A 19,260-nucleotide genomic window follows, 5' to 3' on the forward strand; every position below is an offset into this window, starting at 1 on the left:
TCCACAGCGTCACGGCTCATTTGCACCGCCCGGTAAGGCGCAATTGGAGCGCTATCCCCGAGGTTCGTTGATGATGGTGAAGTTGGCGTTGGCCGTGGCGTCGATAGTGGGGTGTTCCTGCAGATAATCCGCAATGATTTCACTCATCGCACCCTGACTCTCGGCAATGATCTTGTCGGCGCCAAACATGGCGTAGTGGCCGCCACCGACTGCGCGGTATTGGTTGAGCACGATGCGCAGGGATTGGTCCGGCGTCACGGGTTGACCGTGGTAGGTCAGCCGTTCCACACGTTGACCAGCGGGGTTCGCCACGTTCAACGTGTAATCGATGCCTTCGTACATATCGTAATTATATTGCCGGTGTTTCGGGTGGATAAAGGCCGGGTTCACAATGATCTGACCGTCCTTCACACTAAAGTAGCGCGCACTGACCTCTAAGGCCGCCCGCAAGTCTGCTCCGGTAATTTTCAGGAGGGACAGGCCGTTCGGATACACGTAATTGGTCATGATATTGCGCATGGTGATGGGGTTTTCAAAGCCACGGGCCTCGTTGTTAAAGAGGGCGGTAGCGGAAATATCCGCGCCCATCGTTGCCATTTGGACCTTTTGAATAAATTCAATGTAGGGGGTCTCGTGAATCCGCGCGTCAAACGGGTCGTCAAAGGTCATGTCGCCCTTGATGTGGCCGAGCGGTTGGTCCAACCAGTGGCCGACGGCATCGTTTAAGCCATTCGCAGCGGCCAGGACTTTTTTGTCGAGCGGGGCTTCCTGAGCGGAGACCAATTCAGAGTCGTGCTGGGTCACCGTGACCTTGCCCGCAGCGTCGCGGTCGAGGTCCAGGGTAATCTTACCCACGGCTTGCCCCCGAAAACCGGGTTGGGTCGTGGGAATATCAAAGACGTCGGTGGCGAGCTGGCGATGTTGATGGCCAGTGACCAAAGCATCGATGCCCGGAATGGCCTCTAGAATGTGGTAGGCTTCGTTTTCGCCGACATGAATGTCATTGGGCTGACCAGTGGTTAAATCGCGCTCAAAGCCACCGTGGTAGCACACAACGACCACGTCAGCCTGTTCCCGGATAATGGGGACGTATTTCTTGGCGGCGATAAAGGCCGACTCGAACTGCAGACCACTGATGTTGGTGGCCTTTTCCCATTTGTAAACGGCTTGGGTGGTCAGACCCAGCACGCCAATTTTAATGCCGTCTTTTTCGATGATCTTGTATGGTTGGCCGTATTCGGGGTCGCCGTTTTTATCCAAAATGTTGGCGCAAAGAATCGTGCGTTTGGCATCTCGAATGGCGGCCTGTAGGTAAGCCTGACCATAATTAAATTCATGATTGCCGAGAATTCCGCAGTCATAATCAATCTGGTTATAAATGTTGAGCAGGGGCTGCGGGTCGCGGTCGGGCTGGACGCGCGCCACGTAGTAGGCCAACGGGGATCCCTCAAGGAAATCGCCATTTTCAATGGTCACAACGGGTCCCTGTTCCTTGGCAGCGGCTTGCTCGCGGGCGATGACCGTGGCCGCGCGGGCCAGGCCAAACCCCTGGTGGCTCCCCTTTTTCACGTAGTTCGTAGGGAAGACGTACCCGTGGGTATCACTTGTCGATAAAATTGTCAGCTTCATTAATTGTCACCCTCCAATAGGAAGTCTGGCTGGCCACGGGTCACGTAGACCAGTTGCTGGCAGACCGTTCGCGAAAAGACGCCGAAATCTTTAACGTGTTAAAGAAATTATAAGCTAGTTTGGGTTGCGTGTAAATTTTAGCTGGCTAAAATCGTAAATTTTTCCAATTTTCTCCCGCCGAAACGATTTGCAGGGGGCTGAATTTGGTGGTTGTCATCGCCTCCGGGAGGGTGAAAACTGAGCCGTGACGCTGTGGGCGCACGTCTGGAGACGAAGGGCGGTCTCCAGACTTACTTTGAGCCGCAGACCGCGTCTCAAAGATAGCAGTTACCTAAGCGGGAAACCCGCTAAGGTAACTCCCACGGCTGAGCTCATTTTCACCCTCCCTGCGGCTGAGACTGGTTTGGGGCCCGCCCCCTGCAAAACATTTCGTGGTGTTTGTCCGTATTCTGAGACTGCCAACTGGGGAGGGGTAGCCGGTTAAATAAGGACGACGCGCTGTCACTTGAATTGGGTCCAGAGCAGTTTTCGGGTAACAAAAAACGGCGGCCAGACCTTAATCGTCTGCGTCGTCGCTTTGAGAATAACGTATCTTACGTTTGGAGTGGGCTGGTTGCAGTAGCAGTGCCGCCCGTTTTTTACTTGGAGGAGTAAAATTGGTAACTTATTCGTTTGTTTAGTCGTAAGTTATGCAATTACTATACCAACAATTTGTGAAGAAAATGTGACGGAAATATTACAAAGAGGCCAGGACCACCGGAATCAGCATGAAAACAAACGTCAAAGCCTATGATACCGGGATAGACCAGTGCGAAATGAGAAAAGGCAAAACGAAAGCAAACCCCGTCACTTTCCCATTTGAATTTCACAAGCGATGGCAATACCAATGTATATTGAACGGCATCGAGAAATTAAATTACTTATTCAGGAATATTCTTGGGAAAATTGACAAGGGACTGACTTAAAATTGTGGTCATGGTAAAAAACAATTTTAAGTGCAGAACGACTGCGGTCTAAAACGATGTAAGCCGCAGGGCGGGTGCAAACGGGCTAGCACGGCCAGTGTCAGTGACCAGAGGCGGATCAAAGTGCCCAGCTGTGTCGGTGGTCTTGGCTGGCGTTTGAAATTCAGACGTTCATAAAAACTGAAACGGTATAGTGCAAAACGAATTGCGGTCTAAACTAGTGTAAGCCGCAGGGCGGGTGCAAATGGGCTAAGCCGTGGGAGTTGCCTTAGCGGTTTACCGCTTAGGCAACTGCTATCTTTGAGACTCGGTTTATGAGGCTCAAAGTAAGTCTGGAGACCGCTCTTCGGCTCCAGACGTGCGCCCACAGCGTCACGGCCCATTTTCACCCGCCCGGAGGCGATGGTAACACACAAAGAGTTTAGTCTGCAGCTGAGCTTTCTTGCATGTAGAGCATCTGGTCCGTCGACACCTGCTGGTACATCTCTTCAGCCAGCGCAGGCGAAACTTCCTTAGCACTCCGACGTTGCCGAATATAAGTGTATTCATACTGGAAGGCCTGGATGAATAATTCGTTTTGCTGGTCGCTGATTTCCTTGGAGGCGAAGCGCCGGTGCCGGGCATTGTAGTAGTTCCGCACGGCGTTGACTTCTGTTTGGTTGTCGACGCTGGAAATGTCCGTCAGGTAAGCGATGACGTCGTTGTACACGTCCTGTTCAATCTTGAGGTAGTTTTCCCGCCGGCGCTCATCGGCCGCGGAATCGCGGCGGCGACGGAAGCGACGTGGTTGGCGTTCCTGTTTGATGCGTTCGGCGCGTAACCGTTCTTGTTCCGCCGTTTGCGGATGTTGTTTCAACCACTTTTCCTGTTGCGCAATTCGCTGTTCACGGTGGCGGCGACGGCTAAAGACATGGGTCAGACGGTGCCAGACGAAGCGAATCCACAGCGTGGAATTGACGAAGGGGTTGTTGTGACTCATTTGCGATTTCATCAGGAGAATCCGCACGTAACGGTTGGCAAATCCTTGGGAAATGGTGCCGTTGTCGGCGAGTGCTTGGACGGTGTTCACTTCAATCTGAGTCGCGTGATTGAGAATTTCACTCATTTTCTGTCGGTCGGGACGTTCCGTGGTTGCTTGGCTGTTTAGCGTTTCAATCACGGCCTGCGTGGCACTAGGGGTATCCGGATTTTCTTGCGCTAAGCGTTCCGTTGCGTAGGCCACCAAGGCTTTACGTTCACGCAGGGCCTCGGCTGGGTCGACGGCCACTTCCTTATTTGGCAGTAGCATTGGCATGATGAAGGTGGGCACGAGCAAACTCAAAATGATGACGACGGCCGCAATGAAAATCATGGAGTTTCGGAACGGGAAGGCGTGGCCGTTTAACGTGAGTGGTAGCGAGAAGGCCATGGCTAACGTAATGGTTCCGTGCACACCAGAGAGGGCACCAATGAGGGCGTTGTGCCGGCGGTCCTTATTTTCCGAACGAATCAGGGCCCAGTCGAAACGAATCCACAGGTAACGTAGCGCCAGCATCACCACGTAGAGGATGACGGCCAGGAGCACGTAGGTGGGAATGGATTTGGTGCTGTCTCGTTGAATATTTACCCAGACGGTTGGCAGCGAAACGCCCAGCAGGACGAAGACGAAGCCGTTTAAAATGCTGGTGAGAATGTGCCAGGTAGAACGCGAAACCAGTTGGAGCTGGGTACTGGATAGGCGCAGTTGGTCGGTCGATATACTGAACATCAAGCCGGCAGCGACGACCGCTAAGATACCGGATAAGCCAATGTGTTCAGCGGCTAAATAGATAACGAAGGGGACTAAAATGTCATATGGGACGATGACACTGGAGGAGTCCATCCCGCCGCGGACCAGGTAGACCCGCAGCCAGACGGCAATCACCCCGAGAATCAAGCCAATCAGGAGTCCCCCGAAGAAGACGATAAGGAAATGTTTGATTCCACCACCCAGGGAGAATTTCCCAGTGGTAAAGGCGGTCAGGGCCAGGCTGAAGGCAACCAAGCCAGAAGCATCGTTGAACAGCGACTCCCGTTCCAACATGCCCATGACTCGCTCGGGTACGGCCATATTGGCGGTGATGGAACCCACAGCAACGGCATCCGTTGGCGTCACGATGGCGGCCAGCGCAAAGGCTAGTGCTAACGGCAGGGTACTGAGGACAGCGTGACTGAGGTAGCCTAGGAGGACGACGGTCAGGATGGCCAGTACCACGGCCATGGACATCACGGAGCCCATATTTTTCCGGAGCTCACCGGCGTTGGCATTGCGGCCGTCGTAGAACATTAACGGCGCAATAATCAGGAGCATGAAGACTTCAGGCTCGAGGATAAAATGATGATACAGAGGCACTAACGAGAGTAAGCCCCCCACAAAGATTTGGTAGAATGCCTGCGGTATGGCCGGAAAATAAGGGTAGATCGTATTGGCCACAATCGTCGCAAGGACTAGAAGCAGGACGGCATAGAAGATTTCCAAGTGAATCCCTCCAAATGAATAGAATCGTTGGTTCTTATTTTACGCCACTCGGTCCAGAAATAATGGAATAATTGTCTGGGAGTTTGGAAAAACTAATGTTTAACCAATTTCCAGCGAATGGCTAGGCGGTCTAAAGCGATTAAATTGTGCAATATGAATAATAATGCTGATGAAATGAATATACATACAATTAGGCGAAAAAGATACGCCCGGTAGGTATGTTCGTAAAAGTCCGTAACCTATCGGTGGATAATTGGTTGACTTGCAAAACTTTGTGCCCCCGTTACAGGCCGATATTTCGGGAATTCGCCCAGTTTATCACAAAGTAACGGGGGTGAACGGAAATGGTTGGGAATCCCAACCAACCCACTAAAAAATGTCGCCCCTTATTTAGAAAGTTTCCAAAAAAGGTTGATTATTCATTCAATTGTGGTAACATATAAGTTGGTTCTACTAGATAGTTCGATAAATTGTTTAGGTGAACTTTGTTATGTTGTCTGTTATCGTTACTCAATCCAACGATAAGGAAGTGCTGAATATGATTAATTTGTACATTGCACCAAGTAGCGCATCCAGTCGGAAAGCACGCGCTTGGCTTAAGGGACATGATATTGCTTTCAGTGAACGTAATATCAAGTCTAAGCCATTGAATGCTGCCGAAGTTAAACAGATTCTACGTTTAACTGAAAACGGAAGTGAAGACATTATCTCCACGCGATCCAACGTGTTTAAGGAACTGCACGTTGATTTGGACAGTTTATCAGTTAGCCAATTAGTTGATCTCGTTGTGAAGTACCCCGATTTGATCAAGCGCCCCATCATCTTTGATGACAAGCGGCTTGAAGTGGGTTACAACGAAGAAGAGATTCGGCGGTTCTTGCCACGGGATGTTCGGACCGCAGAACTCCATCACTTGGAATCACAATTAAGCTCATAGAATGGATCGATCAGTTCTCGGGGGAGTGCTGGTCGGTTTTTTATTGAAATGATTATAAACCACGTTCCGTTGGTCGAGTCTCAAGGCCGGCGAAAAAATGTGGGACGAAAAGAAAAGCTGACTCGGAAATCCTTGCGATTTCTTGGTCAGCTTTTTTGTCGTTGAAATTAGTGACTCGCTTTTAAATAGCTTTGGGCCATATGTGCGTATCCCAGTTGTTCCAAGGTTTCCACGATGGTAGCGGTAATGGTTCCGGTGGCCACCACGTCAAAACCAGCCAATTGGGCGACGATTAAGCTCTCTACCCGGTGCACAACGGTTGGGTCGTTGGTCAGGCTAGTGAGGGCTGTATGGATCTTTTTGGAATTGAACGGAGCGTGTTTACCGTCCGGGGTTTCCACGGTAAGACCGCTTGGGTCCATCGTCGTTTGTGATCTTCTGATAACGTCCATCGTCTCTTGCCCTCCTAGGTTTGCTGGCACTTCAGGTGGTCGGTTATCACCAACTTGAAAAATGCCCGTACACCCATCTTACGATGAATCCAGCAAAAAAACAACTAGATATGGGGGTAAAAATTCGCTTAATTCTACATATGGTAGTAAAACCACAGAGCGTGGTCAGCCGTTTTTTCCGTTAGATGCCTTTAAGGGTTTCCTGGGCGTGAATCGCTTGGGCCAGGATGGCGTTTGTCGGTGCCGGCACGTTGAGTTGGGCGCCTAATTTAGCGACGTAGCCGTTGAGAAAATCAATTTCGGTTGGCCGCCGATTGGCCATGTCTTGATGCATGGACGGGTAGTGCCCGCCATTGGTTTCCGGTGAAAATTGGGCGGCAATCAGGTCCGTTACGTCCGCGGCACTGAACTGAATTTTAGCCGCGTCGGCCACGGCTTGAAATTCGTTGAGCACGGCATCGTTTAGCGTCCGCCAGTTTGGCAGTGTACCAAACTCGCCGATATTGCAGTCGAACAGGGTGCAGTAGGTGTTGAGCACGCTGTTCAGACCGGCCTTTTTCCAGATGGCGGCCATGACGTTGGCGGCTTCACTGGCATGCAGGCCAGCACCGTTCAACGTGTCCAGGACGGCTGGCAAATTTGGAAAGGCGTCCGGCACGACGGCCTGCAGAGAAATACTCCCGGTCCCCGTCACCTTGATGTGGCCGGGACCCGTCATGCCAGAGGACCAAACCGTTGTGCCGACCACGATTTGGGCCTTGGGCACGTGCCGTTCAATGGTTTCGACGTTGCCGATTCCGTTAGCCAGCGTCAACACGGCCGGCTGATTGCTGAGAACATCGCCGAGATCTTGCAGCATCTGGTCCATCTGCATGGCCTTGGTAAACAGAATCACGAGGTCAAAGTGGTCAGTTACGTCCTGTGGTGCCATGGCCGTCATGGGATAGACGTGGTCAGTCCCGTCATCGGTGGTCACAATCAGCCCGTCGCGGTTAATCGCCGCCACGTGGTCGGCCCAGTTATCAATCAGGGTCACTTGGTTACCGGCGGCCTGTAGCTTCACGCCAAACCGACTACCCATCGCCCCAGCACCGGCAATCGCAATTTTCATGGAAAACACGCTCCTTGGTTATCAGTAAATTTATGTTGGAACCACTGGCAATTAAGTTAACCAATCAATGTGGCACCAACATATAATGGATAACTTTAGTTTAGCAGTTTTCCGAGGTTTTGTGGTGTGAAGGAGACGCTGGGGAAGAAAGAGGGGACGGTGTGTGGGGAGCTGGCGGTTTTGAAGATAAGGGAATTTAGAGATGTTAATTTCAGCGGTTGTTGGGGGTCAAATCGGTCTTGGTTCCAGAAATAGTAGAACTCAGTCAGCTCAGACGTCAGTGATTAAAGGCAGAGTGCAAAAAGGCTGTCAATTCAAACTATCGTTGCGGGTCAAACCAGTGTAAGCCGCAAGGATGGTGAAAATGAGCCAGCGTGGCCAGTGTGAGTGACCAGAGGCGGATCAAAGTGCCCAGCTGTGTTGGTGGTCTTGGCTGGCGTTTTGTGCCAGCCTAGCCCACGGGACGATCTTTGAGACCGGTTTTCAGGCTCAAAGTCGAGGTGGAAGCCCGGTCTTCAGGCTGGAACCGACCCCATAGCAGGGCACTTTGAATCCGCCGTCGGGAACGACAGGACAGGCCCACAGCGTCACGGCCCATTTTCACCATCCCGGAGGCGAGGACAACGAAAGTTTAACGGCAACAGAAGTTTTACCCGCAAACGAGTAGATTGGTAATTGACATCCGCCGGGCACTAGGCTAACATGAAAATCAATCATTAAATGAGAAAATAATGAGAAAATTTATAATTAGGAGCGATGCGTATGCCAAAAGGTGTCAGTGCACAAGATCTTTTCAAATTAAAATCGGTGGCTCAGCCGTTAGCCGCTGCCGGCCAAGTCTTTTTCGTTGAAAATAGTATTGATGAGGCTGCCAATGATTATCGCGCGCAGCTCAAGCGTGTTGACGCCGCTGGTCATACTCAGACGGTCGGGTCCAATGGCAAGCTCAACGTGCAGCCGGCAGTCGCTGGTGCGCAGCTCTTTTACGCGGCAACAGTTGGTGACGCGAAGGCCCAACTTTTCCAAGTAGCTTTAGCGGGTGGCGAGGCCAAGTTGGTCACCACGACCACACCTGATGAGGCCGTGAATACGGTTATCGCGTCAGCGGATGGCACTAGTGTCTTCTTTAAAACAACAGAAACGGCTGAACAGCCCAAGTTACCAAGTCCCCAAGCCTTCCCGCAAACGCGGCACGTGGACAAGCTCATCAACAAGGCCGATGGCTATGGCTGGTTGCCACTAGATGTGACCTACCGCTTACGCCGACTGGAAGTCGCCACCGGTGAAGTGACTGAAGTTTGCCAACAAGGCTTCGATTTTAGTTTGACCTCCGTCAGCGATGATGGCCGCTACGTCACGGTTTTACAGGACGATGATCCCGCCGACGAACGGAATTTTGCGCATGGTGCCTATAGTTTGGATACCCAGACCGGCGCAACGGTTGACTTGACCGCTAGTCTCGCCCACGGGCATTTTGAGGACGCCACGTTCGCGCCCGATGGGGTTCACGTGGCCTTGATCGGTGACGATGGCCAGGCTGGCCGGCATACCGTGGCGACCCTGTACCTGGGCAATCGTGAAACCGGTGAATTAACCGACGTGACGCCGGACTTACAAGCCGACCTGGCGCCTGAATTTGCCGGCGACTTCGTCCAACAGGCTGGCGGTAAATTGGTTCGTTGGCTCAGTGCCGACCAGTTTGTCTTCGCCGCTTGCTTCCACGCCCACAGTCAACTCTACGTGGGGGATGCCAATGGCGTGAAATTGGTGGATGACACCGCGCGTCAGATTGTGGACTTCACCGTGGTCGATGAACAGACCGTTGCGTTGGCCGTGTCCTACCAAGACAAGCCGAGTGAATTGGTGACGTTAAACGTGGCGACCGGTCAAGAGACCGTCAATTACGATCCCAACGCCGCTTACGAAGATACGCATGAATTTGCCCATCCACAGCACTTTGACTTCGAATCCGAAGATGGTCAAGCGCTAGAAGGCTGGTATTTACCAGCGCAAACGACGGCGCCTAAGGAACCCGTCCTGTTGTACGTTCATGGGGGGCCGCACGCCAACTATGGCGAGACCTTCTTTTATGAATTTCAAGTGCACGCCAGTCGTGGCTTCGGTGTGGTCTTCTTCAATCCCCGCGGATCAACCAGTTACGGGCAGGCGTTTGAAAGCAACGTGAATGGCCACTACGGCGAGGATGATTTCAACGATGTGATGACCGGCCTCGACGTGGCACTCGAGAAGTTTCCGCAATTAGATGCCGACCGACAATACATTGCCGGCGGTTCCTATGGGGGTTTCATGACGACCTGGGCTGTGGGGCATACCAAGCGCTTCGCCGCCGCGGTTTCCCAACGGGCCGTCACCAACTGGATCAGCTTATTTGGGACCAGTGATATCGGTTTTTACTTTAACCCAGAAGAACTGGACGTCGACCTCTTTGCTGAGGGCGGGGCGGAATCTTACTGGAAACAGTCGCCGCTGGCCTACGCGCAAAACGTCACGACGCCAATTCGCTTGCTCCACGGAGAGTGGGATATGCGGTGCCCAATCAGCCAATCGGAAGAATTCTTCACCGCGGTCAAACGCAATGGGGTCGACGCCGACATGGTCCGCTACCCACAAAGCTTCCACGGCATCTCCCGTGGTGGCCTGCCAAACTTACGGGTCCAACGGCTGGACGACATGACCGAATGGTTCACCGCGCATCCATCCGTTCAAAAATAAGCGGGATTGCGGATGATTGGTCACCTGCGGCTTCCAGGGTTCCACCTGCTGTGGGGCCGGTTCCAGCCGAAGGGCGGGCTTCCACCTCGCTTGGAAGCCACGAAAAGCGCGTGTCTCCCAAGTCGTCCCATGCTGTAAACGACCAAAGAACAGTCGTTAACACCATCGACACAGCTGGCTCCACCCTGGTTTCCTCCGGTTAAGATTGATTGTTATTTAGATAATTATTTGTTCAGAAAGGCGTCACCACGGATTCGTCTGTGGTGGCGCCTTTTAAAGTACGATGATTCACTGTGATGGTAGTCAGTCGAATTAAGCAGCCAATCGATGTCTACGAGCCAGACGGGTGTTCAGCCGCCAGACTAGTGAAAATAATTTCGCAAGAGTTAGTGACCAGAGGTGGGTCAAAGTGACCAGCTGTGTCGACGGTCTTGACTGAGTGGACTGCTCAGTCTAGAGCGTGGACCGACCTTGGAGACTCGCGAACTTTAGCGAGGCTTCAAGGCGAGGCGGAAGACCGCTCCTTAGGCTGGAGCCGGGTCCCACAGCAGGGCACTTTGAACCCACCGCCGGGAACGGAATCCAGCGAACATTTTCACCAATCCAGCAGGGCTGACAACCCAGTTTGGCCCGTACCAGGTGGATTGGTTATGTACAGCCGGGGATGAGAGGCGTATCCTAGCAGGTGATGCTTTTTTCTTAGAATTGAATTGGTGAGTGCACTATATATGGATAAAAAAATAATTTCAGGATCGTTTTGGCTCTCGTTTGGGAGCATTTTTTCACGGGTGCTGGGGGTTGTTTACCTGATTCCCTGGTTGGCGATGATTGGGTCGCCCGCGCACCAAACCGTGGCTCAGGCGCTGTTTAACACAGCCTACACGCCCTATGCGTTGTTCATTGCGTTAGGAACCGCGGGTTTTCCGTCGGCGATTGCCCGGCGAGTCGCGTTCTTCAATGGTGAGGACAGCTTCATTAACTCCAAACACATTGCGTTTGCCGGGTTCGGCTTCATGGTGATTTCCGGGATCATCTGTGGGGGCCTGCTGTACGGGCTCGCGCCGGTGCTAGCTGCCAACAGTCCCGTGAGTTCGGTGGCCAATGCTACGGTAGCGATTCGCTGTCTGGTACCGGCAATCGTGATTTTACCCTCGATGAGTATTTTGCGGGGCTGGTTCCAAGGAAATGGGGACCTCAAACCGTTTGGGATTTCACAGCTGTGGGAACAGTTCATCCGAATCATCGTGATTTTGGGTGGCACCTACCTGCTGATCGAAGTCTGGCACCAGAGTTACGTTCAGGCCGTCTTCATCAGTGTCGCCGCGGCGTTTGTCGGTGCGATTGCCAGTTACCTGTATCTGCTGGGCCACCTCTGGCGCCAACGGGGCACGTATCGACAGTTAACGGCGCAGAGCCAGACCGGGAAGCAACATGCTGCTGGTCAGCTGTTAAAAATGATTGGCTACGAATCGATTCCCTTTGTGATTGTCGGGTCTGGGATTACCCTCAGTCAATTAGTGGATCAGTTGTTCTTTAAGCAAATTATGCAGGGCCTGCTTCACCAGTCGGCGGCGATGACCCAGTATGTGTTCACGATTTTCTCGGCCAACCCCAACAAGATCACCACGGTGATTGTTTCGTTGGCGATGGCGGTGGCGGAAACGTCCTTGCCGCTGTTGGCCGGTAAACTCGGGAACATTAAAGAAAACCGTCCACAAATTGGGGCGCTGTTAACGAATAATTTTCAGCTGTTAACGTTTGTGCTGTTACCACTAGTGATTTTGGTCAGTGTCTTTGCCTACCCAACCTACGGCATCTTCTTTAACTTCGATGGGGCCGGGGCCACGTACCTGGTCGCCAACGTTTGGCAGAGCCTGGTGTTAGGGCTGGCGTTGGACCTCTTGACGGTGCTACAGGCGCTGCGGATGAGCAAGAAGGCCACGACTTACTTATTGACGGGTTTGGGCATTAAAATTGTCCTGCAACTGCCAATGGTTTATTGCTTCCAAGGTTACGGTGCGCTGTTGACCACGGCGATTGCCTTTGGTTGGATCACGGTCGTTAGCTGGCGCTTGATTCGCCGGAGCTATGCGGTCAAGCTGCGGGCTATCGGACCGATTGCGCGGTTAAATTTGGTCTTTGCGGTCGTCGCCACGATTTTGGTCGACGGTTGCCAGTGGTTGATTGGGAATTTCTTCTTCACCAGTAAGTTGCTGGCGATGGGCTACGTCGGCGTCCTGGGGCTGATCACGTTAGGCATCTATCTGTGGTTAGCTAACCGGTTAGGCGTGTCAGAATTAATTTTCAAGCGACCGATAAAATTAGAATTACATCGTTAACAAGGTTTGGCTACTGGCCAAGCCTTTTTTCGTGCGACAAGTGATGAATGCTGATAACGTAAGATTCGCAACCACTTTCGCAACGATTACGGGCGCAACTAGCCCGGGCAAAGTGCGGCTTGTTCGCTTTTGTTTGCTAGGCAGCCCGGTTGAACTTGGGTATGATGAGGACAGTCTAAGAGGGGATGAGAATATGGAAAATCGGTTTAGTCAGCAGTTGGGAAAACTTCGGCGACAACGGCAATTGTCACAGGAACAGTTAGCGAGCCAGTTGTTTGTTTCCCGGCAGTCAATTTCCAAGTGGGAGCAGGGGGAGACGTCGCCGGATTTAGACATGCTAGTGAAATTGGCCAATTTGTTACAAGTTGACCTGAACGAATTAATTGGTGGTGAGCAGCCCCAACCGGCAGCGCAGACAACGACGGTCGAACATGAGGGGCCACATGATTACTTGCGGCGATGGAACGGGCGGCCGATGAACGGCTGGGAATTTCTAGCCGGTTACTGGTGGTTGCTGTTTCCATTGATCGGGTCGATTGGTTGGGCGTTGCGGGTAATTACCGGACATTGATGGCATTGGCCGGTATAAGTCGTGTAAAATAGTAAGATATCTAGGTGAATAAACCCCTTAAAGGTTTGCGGACGAAGGATTTTAAGCCATCCGGTAACTTTTAAGGGGATTTTTGTGTGTGGTGAATAAACAGGTGGAAGGTGGTGAAGGTATGGATATTGATTGTAAGTATGATGGGTGCGGTTGCGTATCAGTGATTGTGAGTGTCACGGTTGCGATAGTGATGATTCGGTTGTTAATTGGTGTTCTTACATATTAATTTAGAGATGGCTGTATTGGTTTGGTTCGTTAGACATTCTCTCGCCAATATATCCAGGTTCCTTGCGGCCTCCGAAACGTGTTCCACAGGACAGCTGGTTCCGCTTAACAACGCTAAGCAAATAGGTGGCTGTAAAGCTACATTAGTTTGAGTCGTTAGACATTCTCTCGCCAGTATATCCCGGTTCTTGCGGCCTCCGAAACGTGTTCCACAAGGCAGCTCCTTCCGCTTAGCACCATTAAGAAAATAACCCAGACCCGGGGTTATTCTCTTAATGCCACTAATGCTCGGGAGCTAATCGCCTTGTTCCACACTCTTTACCCAAAAATCCCCCGTCGCGACGTACGACGGGGGATACAGTTTATTTCATTTATGAAGGTTGGAACTGTTTATGGAGCTAGACTAGTCGGTGACCACGTTACCAACGCGGGCGTAACCAACAGCGTGCCACCATGGGGCGTGAACGGCTTCGGTCACAACACCACGGTTTTGGGAATCGATCATCCGACCGTTACCAACGTACAAACCAACGTGGGAGATAGAACGCTTAGACCCACCGAAGAAGACCAAATCACCCTTCTTGATGTTCTTGTAGCTCACGTGCTTGTACTTGTTGTATTGGGCTTGGGCAGTCCGTGGAATCTGCTTAGAAGCACCCTTCTTGTAAACGTAGCTGGTAAAACCAGAGCAGTCAAAGCGGGAAGGACCAGTTGAGCCCCAACCGTAAGGCTTACCTAATTGGGCTTTGGCAACCTTGTGGATCTTGTCGTAAGAGATGGTGCTGTCAGCTTGGGCGGTAGCGGGTTGGGTAATAGCAAACCCGGCAATAGCAAATGCGATAGTGGCCATAACAGTCAATACGATATCAGTAAACGTCTTCTTCATAAATGTAAACAAACTCCTTAAGTTTTATTTTTTAGTAGTAAGTGTTACTCGTTGCGAATCAACATGCTTAATACTATCAGGGAGTTGTTACAGAAATGTCTCAAAGCAGTATCAATCGGATTAAAGTGAAAATTAAGTTTTGCAATATAAGTCGTTAATCAGCGGGATAGGCGTGTGGAAAATGCCGGTGGGCCGCCATTTCGGGGGCCAAAGTGATTTGTTGCAGCCGGTTGGTTGTTCGTGACATAAAGAAATATGTCAGCCGGGTTAAATCGATAATTCCCCGATAATGGGTGTAATTATGGTTACCTTGATTGCGGCGAGCGGGGTCGTATGGCAAAATAACGGCCGCTAACCAGTCAAAAAGTTGGGTGACGGTGGCGTCGGTCGTGGCAATCGTGGGGGTGCCCCAGCGTTGAACGGCCATATGAATGAAGCGCCGAGTGGGGACCGGACCCGTGGGGAGTGGCGCGCCACTCGCTATGTAGGACTGCGCGGCGGTAATGGTGGCCGGTGTGAAGTCTGTGCCGGGAACGCCGAGGAAGTCGTTGAGATTTTGCAGGTGAGTGGCCAAGACAGGCGTATTGGTGAGAACAGCGGCTGCATCGGGTTCAGCGGTCAGGGGGCCGCCAGTGGGTTCGATGACCAGTGTTTGGCCCGACCGGTCACTGAGAATCCAGTGGAAAGGGTAGACGTACTTGTCTGCGCCCCATTTGCGACCGACGAGGGTCACGCGGGGCAGGTCGGCCACGACCTCGGCTAACGTCGCGTGTTCGCCTAAGACCCAGTTAATGAAGTCCTGGGGCGTCAGGTTTGTTTGGCCGGGGACCGGGTCGTCGGCGTAATCGACGGCACCAGGTAGGTAGAGTTCGGCACACGTGAGACCGTTTTCATTTACGCCGTCGGCCATCAGGTACGCGGAAAAGTCCGCCGAGATGCGACCGCCGCCCAGTAAGGCGTAACGGGTGGTGCGCGTGGTGTTCAGAGCCGTTTGCCAAGAGTAGTGCCGGGGCAGAAAAACCGGCCGCCAGGGTGTGGTCGTGGGAAAATCCATGGTTCGTCCAAAAAAGTGGTGGCCTGTCGCGGCCGTATAGGTTAGACTAGTACACACAAGGGATTCCTCCTTATATAGGAAATTGACTTCAGTATACCATTGAAATTGGCCGGGACTGTGGCTTGTATTCCCGGCACGAATCTCGTAAGCTATTAGAGAGAAGATTTACCCGAATTTTGCGGCTTAACTCTGGAAGGGAACTGGGAAAATGAAATCGACATGGAATTTGGTGGGGATGGCACTCTGGCTGCTCGTCCTCGTAACGCTGGTCTGGATGGTCCACGACATGCGCGTGCGGCGGATTCGCCTCATTGTGAAGGAACACCACAGTTTTTCGTGGCAGAACTTTACCATTTCAACGATTGAGCTGGTCGTTTGGCTGTTGTTCTTCGGTGGGATGAGCTACACGACTTTCTTCCAAAACGTCAACCAATTGGGCGACCGGGTCAGTCAGACTACCCGTTACGAGCCACTGGTCATCAATACCGGGAGTGGTAGCGGATCCGCGTACTACGTGACCGTGAACAACAGTACCGGGAAGAAGCCCGTACAGACCTATACATACCTGACCGAAGGGGAAAAATACCAGGTCAGCAGTACCGACGCGACCGTTTCGGCGGGCAAGAAGGCCATTAACCTGCCGGCTTCGGCGTACAAGTGGAACACCAAGCAGGTGGCCAAGTATGATCAGCGGCATCAAAAAGCCTGGGTCGGCGTCATCGAAACGACCTACAAGAAGTCCTTCGTTAATGGCATTGGCCTTCACGCGGGTCGACTTGCCAACCGCTTCACCTTGATTCGGATTCCGGATCATTCGTTTATGATGAGTGAATAAAAATATCGCCTATAAATCCTTGATATAACGGGATTTATAGGCGATTTTGTTTTCTCTACGTGATTAGTCGGTTTTGGTGAATGACTCTGGTATGCTGAAAATTAGTAGGAGTTAGAGGGGTGTGCTGGTTTCGTTCGACTCAATGGACTGCTTTTTAGGCATTGAAAAGGATAGGTGAAAGCCAATGCAACAAAAATCTGTCGAGAGGAATTTAGCTATTGGGCGACTGGATGTCTTTCGTGTTGGCTCTGGCAGTGTTCTTATACCAGATTTGGCGCGACCAGCAAAAGCCAAAAAAATAAGCCTTCCCTCAAACTTTAGCAGGTTTGGGAAGACTCGCAACATGAGTTGAACCTAATCGGCTATTGCCCTTTTAACGGCTAGCTAACATCTGAGAAGTTGGTGTACGACCACCAGCTTCTTTTTGATTGGCTACAGTATAGCATGAAACTTTGGGATTAGCAGGTAATTTCTCTTAGTAAATCAGAACCAAAAAATAGTATAGATGGTATCTACCAGCAGCGTGTTCTGTCGGTAAATCTGGTGATACTAGTTTTTTCGTGATTAGTCGGATTTGGTGAAGCGCCCTGATAGGTTGACTCAACACGAAAGTTAAAAGGACTTCAAGACTTACGATTTTTCACGGCAATTGCCAATCCCAAAAGGATAACGACAACCCAGATGCCAATTTTTAGCCAACTGGTATTCTTCAGGTTAACGGTTAAGATAATTGCCAGGAACGCAATGAAACCCCAGATTAATTGCCAGTGTAATTTCCACATTATGGCTAGTCCTCACTAAAGTGACTTTATTTTTTGACTGGCTACAGTATAGCATGGAGCCCTGGACTCAGTTGGTAATTTCTCTTGGTAAATTAGAACCAGAAAACGGTATAGATAGCGTCGACCAGCAACGTTGCGTAGGCGAAGACGACCGTGTAAATTTGAAAGACGGTACCCAGCCGGTCGACCCGAACGTGGGTAGCCATTAGTAGGTTGTTTTGTCGGTAGATTTGGCGCAATTGGCGTTTGGTCGAGAACATTAGCCATTGCGAAACCCCAACGGCGATGGCAAAAATTGCAATCAAGCTCAAGACAGCGGTCGGTGAGCCCAACCCAGGGAACATAACGATCCACAGCATTGGCAAAATAACGGCTGCGAGAAAAATATATGAAGACACTTGTATCCGCGGTCGGTAGGCGTCGTTCACGCGCTTCTCTGCCGGATGTTCTTGGAAGAATTGGTCCTGCGCAATGGTGTGGCGGGCGAGGTCCTGGACACTGACGTCATATTTACCCGTTCGCAAGCGGTTGTAAACGTGAATCAAGTAGAGCGTCAGGATGACAAAGACGACAATGAAAACGGCATAGACGATGAACACGGTTAGTAAACCCGTAAGCATGGGTGTCCCTCCTAAATGATTTAATGACTTATATTATAGGCGTCATAGCAGAAAGAAGAAACTAGGGAACTAAAAAGTCCGCCGGCAACTGAGCCAACGGACTAGGGGTGTTTAGATAGTGTAGTGACAACGGGGTGACCCTATTTCTTGATGACTAAGGTCTTGTTCCCGGTGATGTAAGTGCCATTGGTGAGAACCAGCCGAGTGGTCAAGTTGTGCTTCTCAATCCGCTTGATTTTCAGCGTGGTATCGCGCTTGTAGTGCCGCACCTTGCCACTCAAGTTTACCTTGTGGTAGGCGTTGAGACCGTGATTACCGATGACGCGGATAGTCTTGGGGTTGGCGTGGTAGTAAGTGTTGCGGACAAAGTTAGCATTGGCCGTGATGTAGCCGGTGCGGCCATCAAGGGACCGGACACGGTAACGGAGCCGTCCAGCGTTGGACCGGGCGTAACCGGTGACAACAAATTGGGGCCGATTTGGCCGAGTCTGCTTGGTGTACCAGTGTGTCCGCGTAGACTTGGTGAAGGTTGGCTTGTTGTAGAGCGCAATCTTCTTGGTCGCGTAAACGGCTGAGACCTTGACGGCAGAAACTTTGGTGGCGTCGGCTTGGTCGGCGGCGCCAGATGTCGTGAGGGATGCGCTACTACTGGTTGCGGCAGCTGGAGTGGCGCTTGAGGTGCTGCTTGAAGTGTTGCTGTTGGTGTTGCTTGCTTCGTTTGAAGTTCTGGTACTTGGGTGGTCACTTGACGTATTAGTGTCTGAATCTTTGGTGTAGTAGTAATTGACCGTAGCGGTTTGATCAGCAGTATCAGTTGTGCTCGTTGTAGACGTCTTAGAATCGAGTGTGTAACCCTTAAGTTGAACGTTTAAGGCTTTCAGGCCACTCATTGCGGCATCAAACAGAGGCGTGTCAGCGTCGAATCCGGTATCGACTGTTCTGGTTTGAATAGTCTTAGTTGGATCTGCTGTGTCGTAGAAGTTCAATGTAATTTTTACTGGTTTTGTATTTGATTCAAAAGTCATTTTGGCTGAATCAAATTTCATGTAAAAAACGTCTGTGTCAAGATGGCTGCTAAAGAACATACCGTAGTACACGACACCTGTATCTGCATCAATAATAATATTGTCGATCATCTTGTGCATGCCTGCTGTTACATCACCATCACCATCAGATGAATACCGGGAACCATCGTCAAGGTAAAGAGGATAGCGATCGTCACTGGTACCACCCGTATAAAGGTTGCCATGATCTTCTGCTGTTCCCAAGCTTGCTAACAATTTAACCATATCTTTGCCATTGGATATGCTAGTTGTCTCAGAGCTGTCCGCAGTAACGGAAGACGTGTCCTGAGAACTGGCCCTCACATTAATAGCTGGTTGGTTAATGGATGTAATCAAAGCAACTGAAAATAGCAGGAATGGAATGGTCCAAAGTCTATTTTTCATGGTTCATACCCCTAGTGTATTTATTTGGTACCTAAAGTATAAGTCGTAAAATAAATAATAACAATATTAGCCGTCAATTGTTTATAATTTGCAATAGAAACCAAAAAAACGGGACAATTTGATTGGAATTGTCCCGCCAAAAT

General features: G+C 51.1%; 14 protein-coding genes. 5 read left to right on the top strand and 9 right to left on the bottom strand.

Going from position 1 to position 19,260, the window contains the following annotated elements:
* Positions 1-51: 51 nt before the first annotated feature.
* The gene (locus JUF22_RS04550; protein WP_203643892.1) at positions 52-1,629 is read right to left on the bottom strand and encodes a bifunctional metallophosphatase/5'-nucleotidase; all 1,578 of its coding nucleotides are present in this window, start codon (positions 1,627-1,629) and stop codon (positions 52-54) included.
* 1,386 nt (positions 1,630-3,015) lie between these two features.
* Positions 3,016-5,091, bottom strand: a complete 2,076-nt coding sequence (locus JUF22_RS04555; protein ID WP_203643894.1) for a cation:proton antiporter — start codon at positions 5,089-5,091, stop codon at positions 3,016-3,018.
* 538 nt (positions 5,092-5,629) lie between these two features.
* On the opposite strand from JUF22_RS04555, the gene spx reads away from it, so the two are divergent.
* Positions 5,630-6,028, top strand: a complete 399-nt coding sequence (gene spx / locus JUF22_RS04560; RefSeq protein WP_125765213.1) for a transcriptional regulator Spx — start codon at positions 5,630-5,632, stop codon at positions 6,026-6,028.
* A 167-nt stretch (positions 6,029-6,195) separates the two neighbouring features.
* Here spx and JUF22_RS04565 read toward each other — a convergent pair whose 3' ends face one another.
* Together JUF22_RS04565 and JUF22_RS04570 are read right to left on the bottom strand one after the other, a co-directional pair.
* Positions 6,196-6,480, bottom strand: coding sequence for an ATP cone domain-containing protein (locus tag JUF22_RS04565; protein ID WP_203643896.1), 285 nt, complete (start codon positions 6,478-6,480; stop codon positions 6,196-6,198).
* Positions 6,481-6,661: 181 nt separating this feature from the next.
* Entirely contained in the window at positions 6,662-7,591 is a 930-nt protein-coding gene (locus JUF22_RS04570) for a ketopantoate reductase family protein (RefSeq protein WP_203643898.1), read from the bottom strand.
* A gap of 762 nt (positions 7,592-8,353) precedes the next feature.
* Between JUF22_RS04570 and JUF22_RS04575 the strand changes: the two genes are divergently transcribed.
* The 3 genes from JUF22_RS04575 (at position 8,354) to JUF22_RS04585 (ending at position 13,234) form a co-directional block, all read left to right on the top strand.
* On the top strand, positions 8,354-10,324 hold the full coding sequence (locus tag JUF22_RS04575) for a S9 family peptidase (RefSeq protein WP_203643900.1): 1,971 nt from the start codon (positions 8,354-8,356) through the stop codon (positions 10,322-10,324).
* Positions 10,325-11,052: 728 nt separating this feature from the next.
* Complete coding sequence (locus JUF22_RS04580; protein WP_203643909.1) at positions 11,053-12,663, top strand: polysaccharide biosynthesis protein; 1,611 nt, start codon at positions 11,053-11,055, stop codon at positions 12,661-12,663.
* 193 nt (positions 12,664-12,856) lie between these two features.
* Positions 12,857-13,234, top strand: coding sequence for a helix-turn-helix domain-containing protein (locus JUF22_RS04585; protein WP_203643911.1), 378 nt, complete (start codon positions 12,857-12,859; stop codon positions 13,232-13,234).
* Between the two features lie 661 nt (positions 13,235-13,895).
* On the opposite strand, the gene JUF22_RS04590 is transcribed toward JUF22_RS04585, so the two are convergent.
* A complete protein-coding gene (locus tag JUF22_RS04590; RefSeq protein WP_203643913.1) occupies positions 13,896-14,378 on the bottom strand; it encodes a C40 family peptidase in 483 nt (160 codons plus the stop codon).
* 154 nt (positions 14,379-14,532) lie between these two features.
* Positions 14,533-15,489, bottom strand: a complete 957-nt coding sequence (locus JUF22_RS04595) for a linear amide C-N hydrolase (protein ID WP_203643915.1) — start codon at positions 15,487-15,489, stop codon at positions 14,533-14,535.
* 151 nt (positions 15,490-15,640) lie between these two features.
* On the opposite strand from JUF22_RS04595, the gene JUF22_RS04600 reads away from it, so the two are divergent.
* Positions 15,641-16,267, top strand: a complete 627-nt coding sequence (locus JUF22_RS04600; protein WP_203643917.1) for an LVIS_2131 family protein — start codon at positions 15,641-15,643, stop codon at positions 16,265-16,267.
* Between the two features lie 623 nt (positions 16,268-16,890).
* Here JUF22_RS04600 and JUF22_RS04605 read toward each other — a convergent pair.
* The 3 genes from JUF22_RS04605 to JUF22_RS04615 form a co-directional block, all read right to left on the bottom strand.
* Entirely contained in the window at positions 16,891-17,049 is a 159-nt protein-coding gene (locus JUF22_RS04605) for a hypothetical protein (protein ID WP_203643919.1), read from the bottom strand.
* A gap of 92 nt (positions 17,050-17,141) precedes the next feature.
* The gene (locus tag JUF22_RS04610; protein WP_203643921.1) at positions 17,142-17,669 is read right to left on the bottom strand and encodes a hypothetical protein; all 528 of its coding nucleotides are present in this window, start codon (positions 17,667-17,669) and stop codon (positions 17,142-17,144) included.
* Positions 17,670-17,809: 140 nt separating this feature from the next.
* Entirely contained in the window at positions 17,810-18,937 is a 1,128-nt protein-coding gene (locus tag JUF22_RS04615; RefSeq protein WP_203643923.1) for a DUF5776 domain-containing protein, read from the bottom strand.
* Positions 18,938-19,260: the final 323 nt, after the last annotated feature.

Source organism: Levilactobacillus lanxiensis (genome assembly GCF_016861655.1).
GTDB classification, from domain to species: Bacteria; Bacillota; Bacilli; order Lactobacillales; family Lactobacillaceae; genus Levilactobacillus; species Levilactobacillus lanxiensis.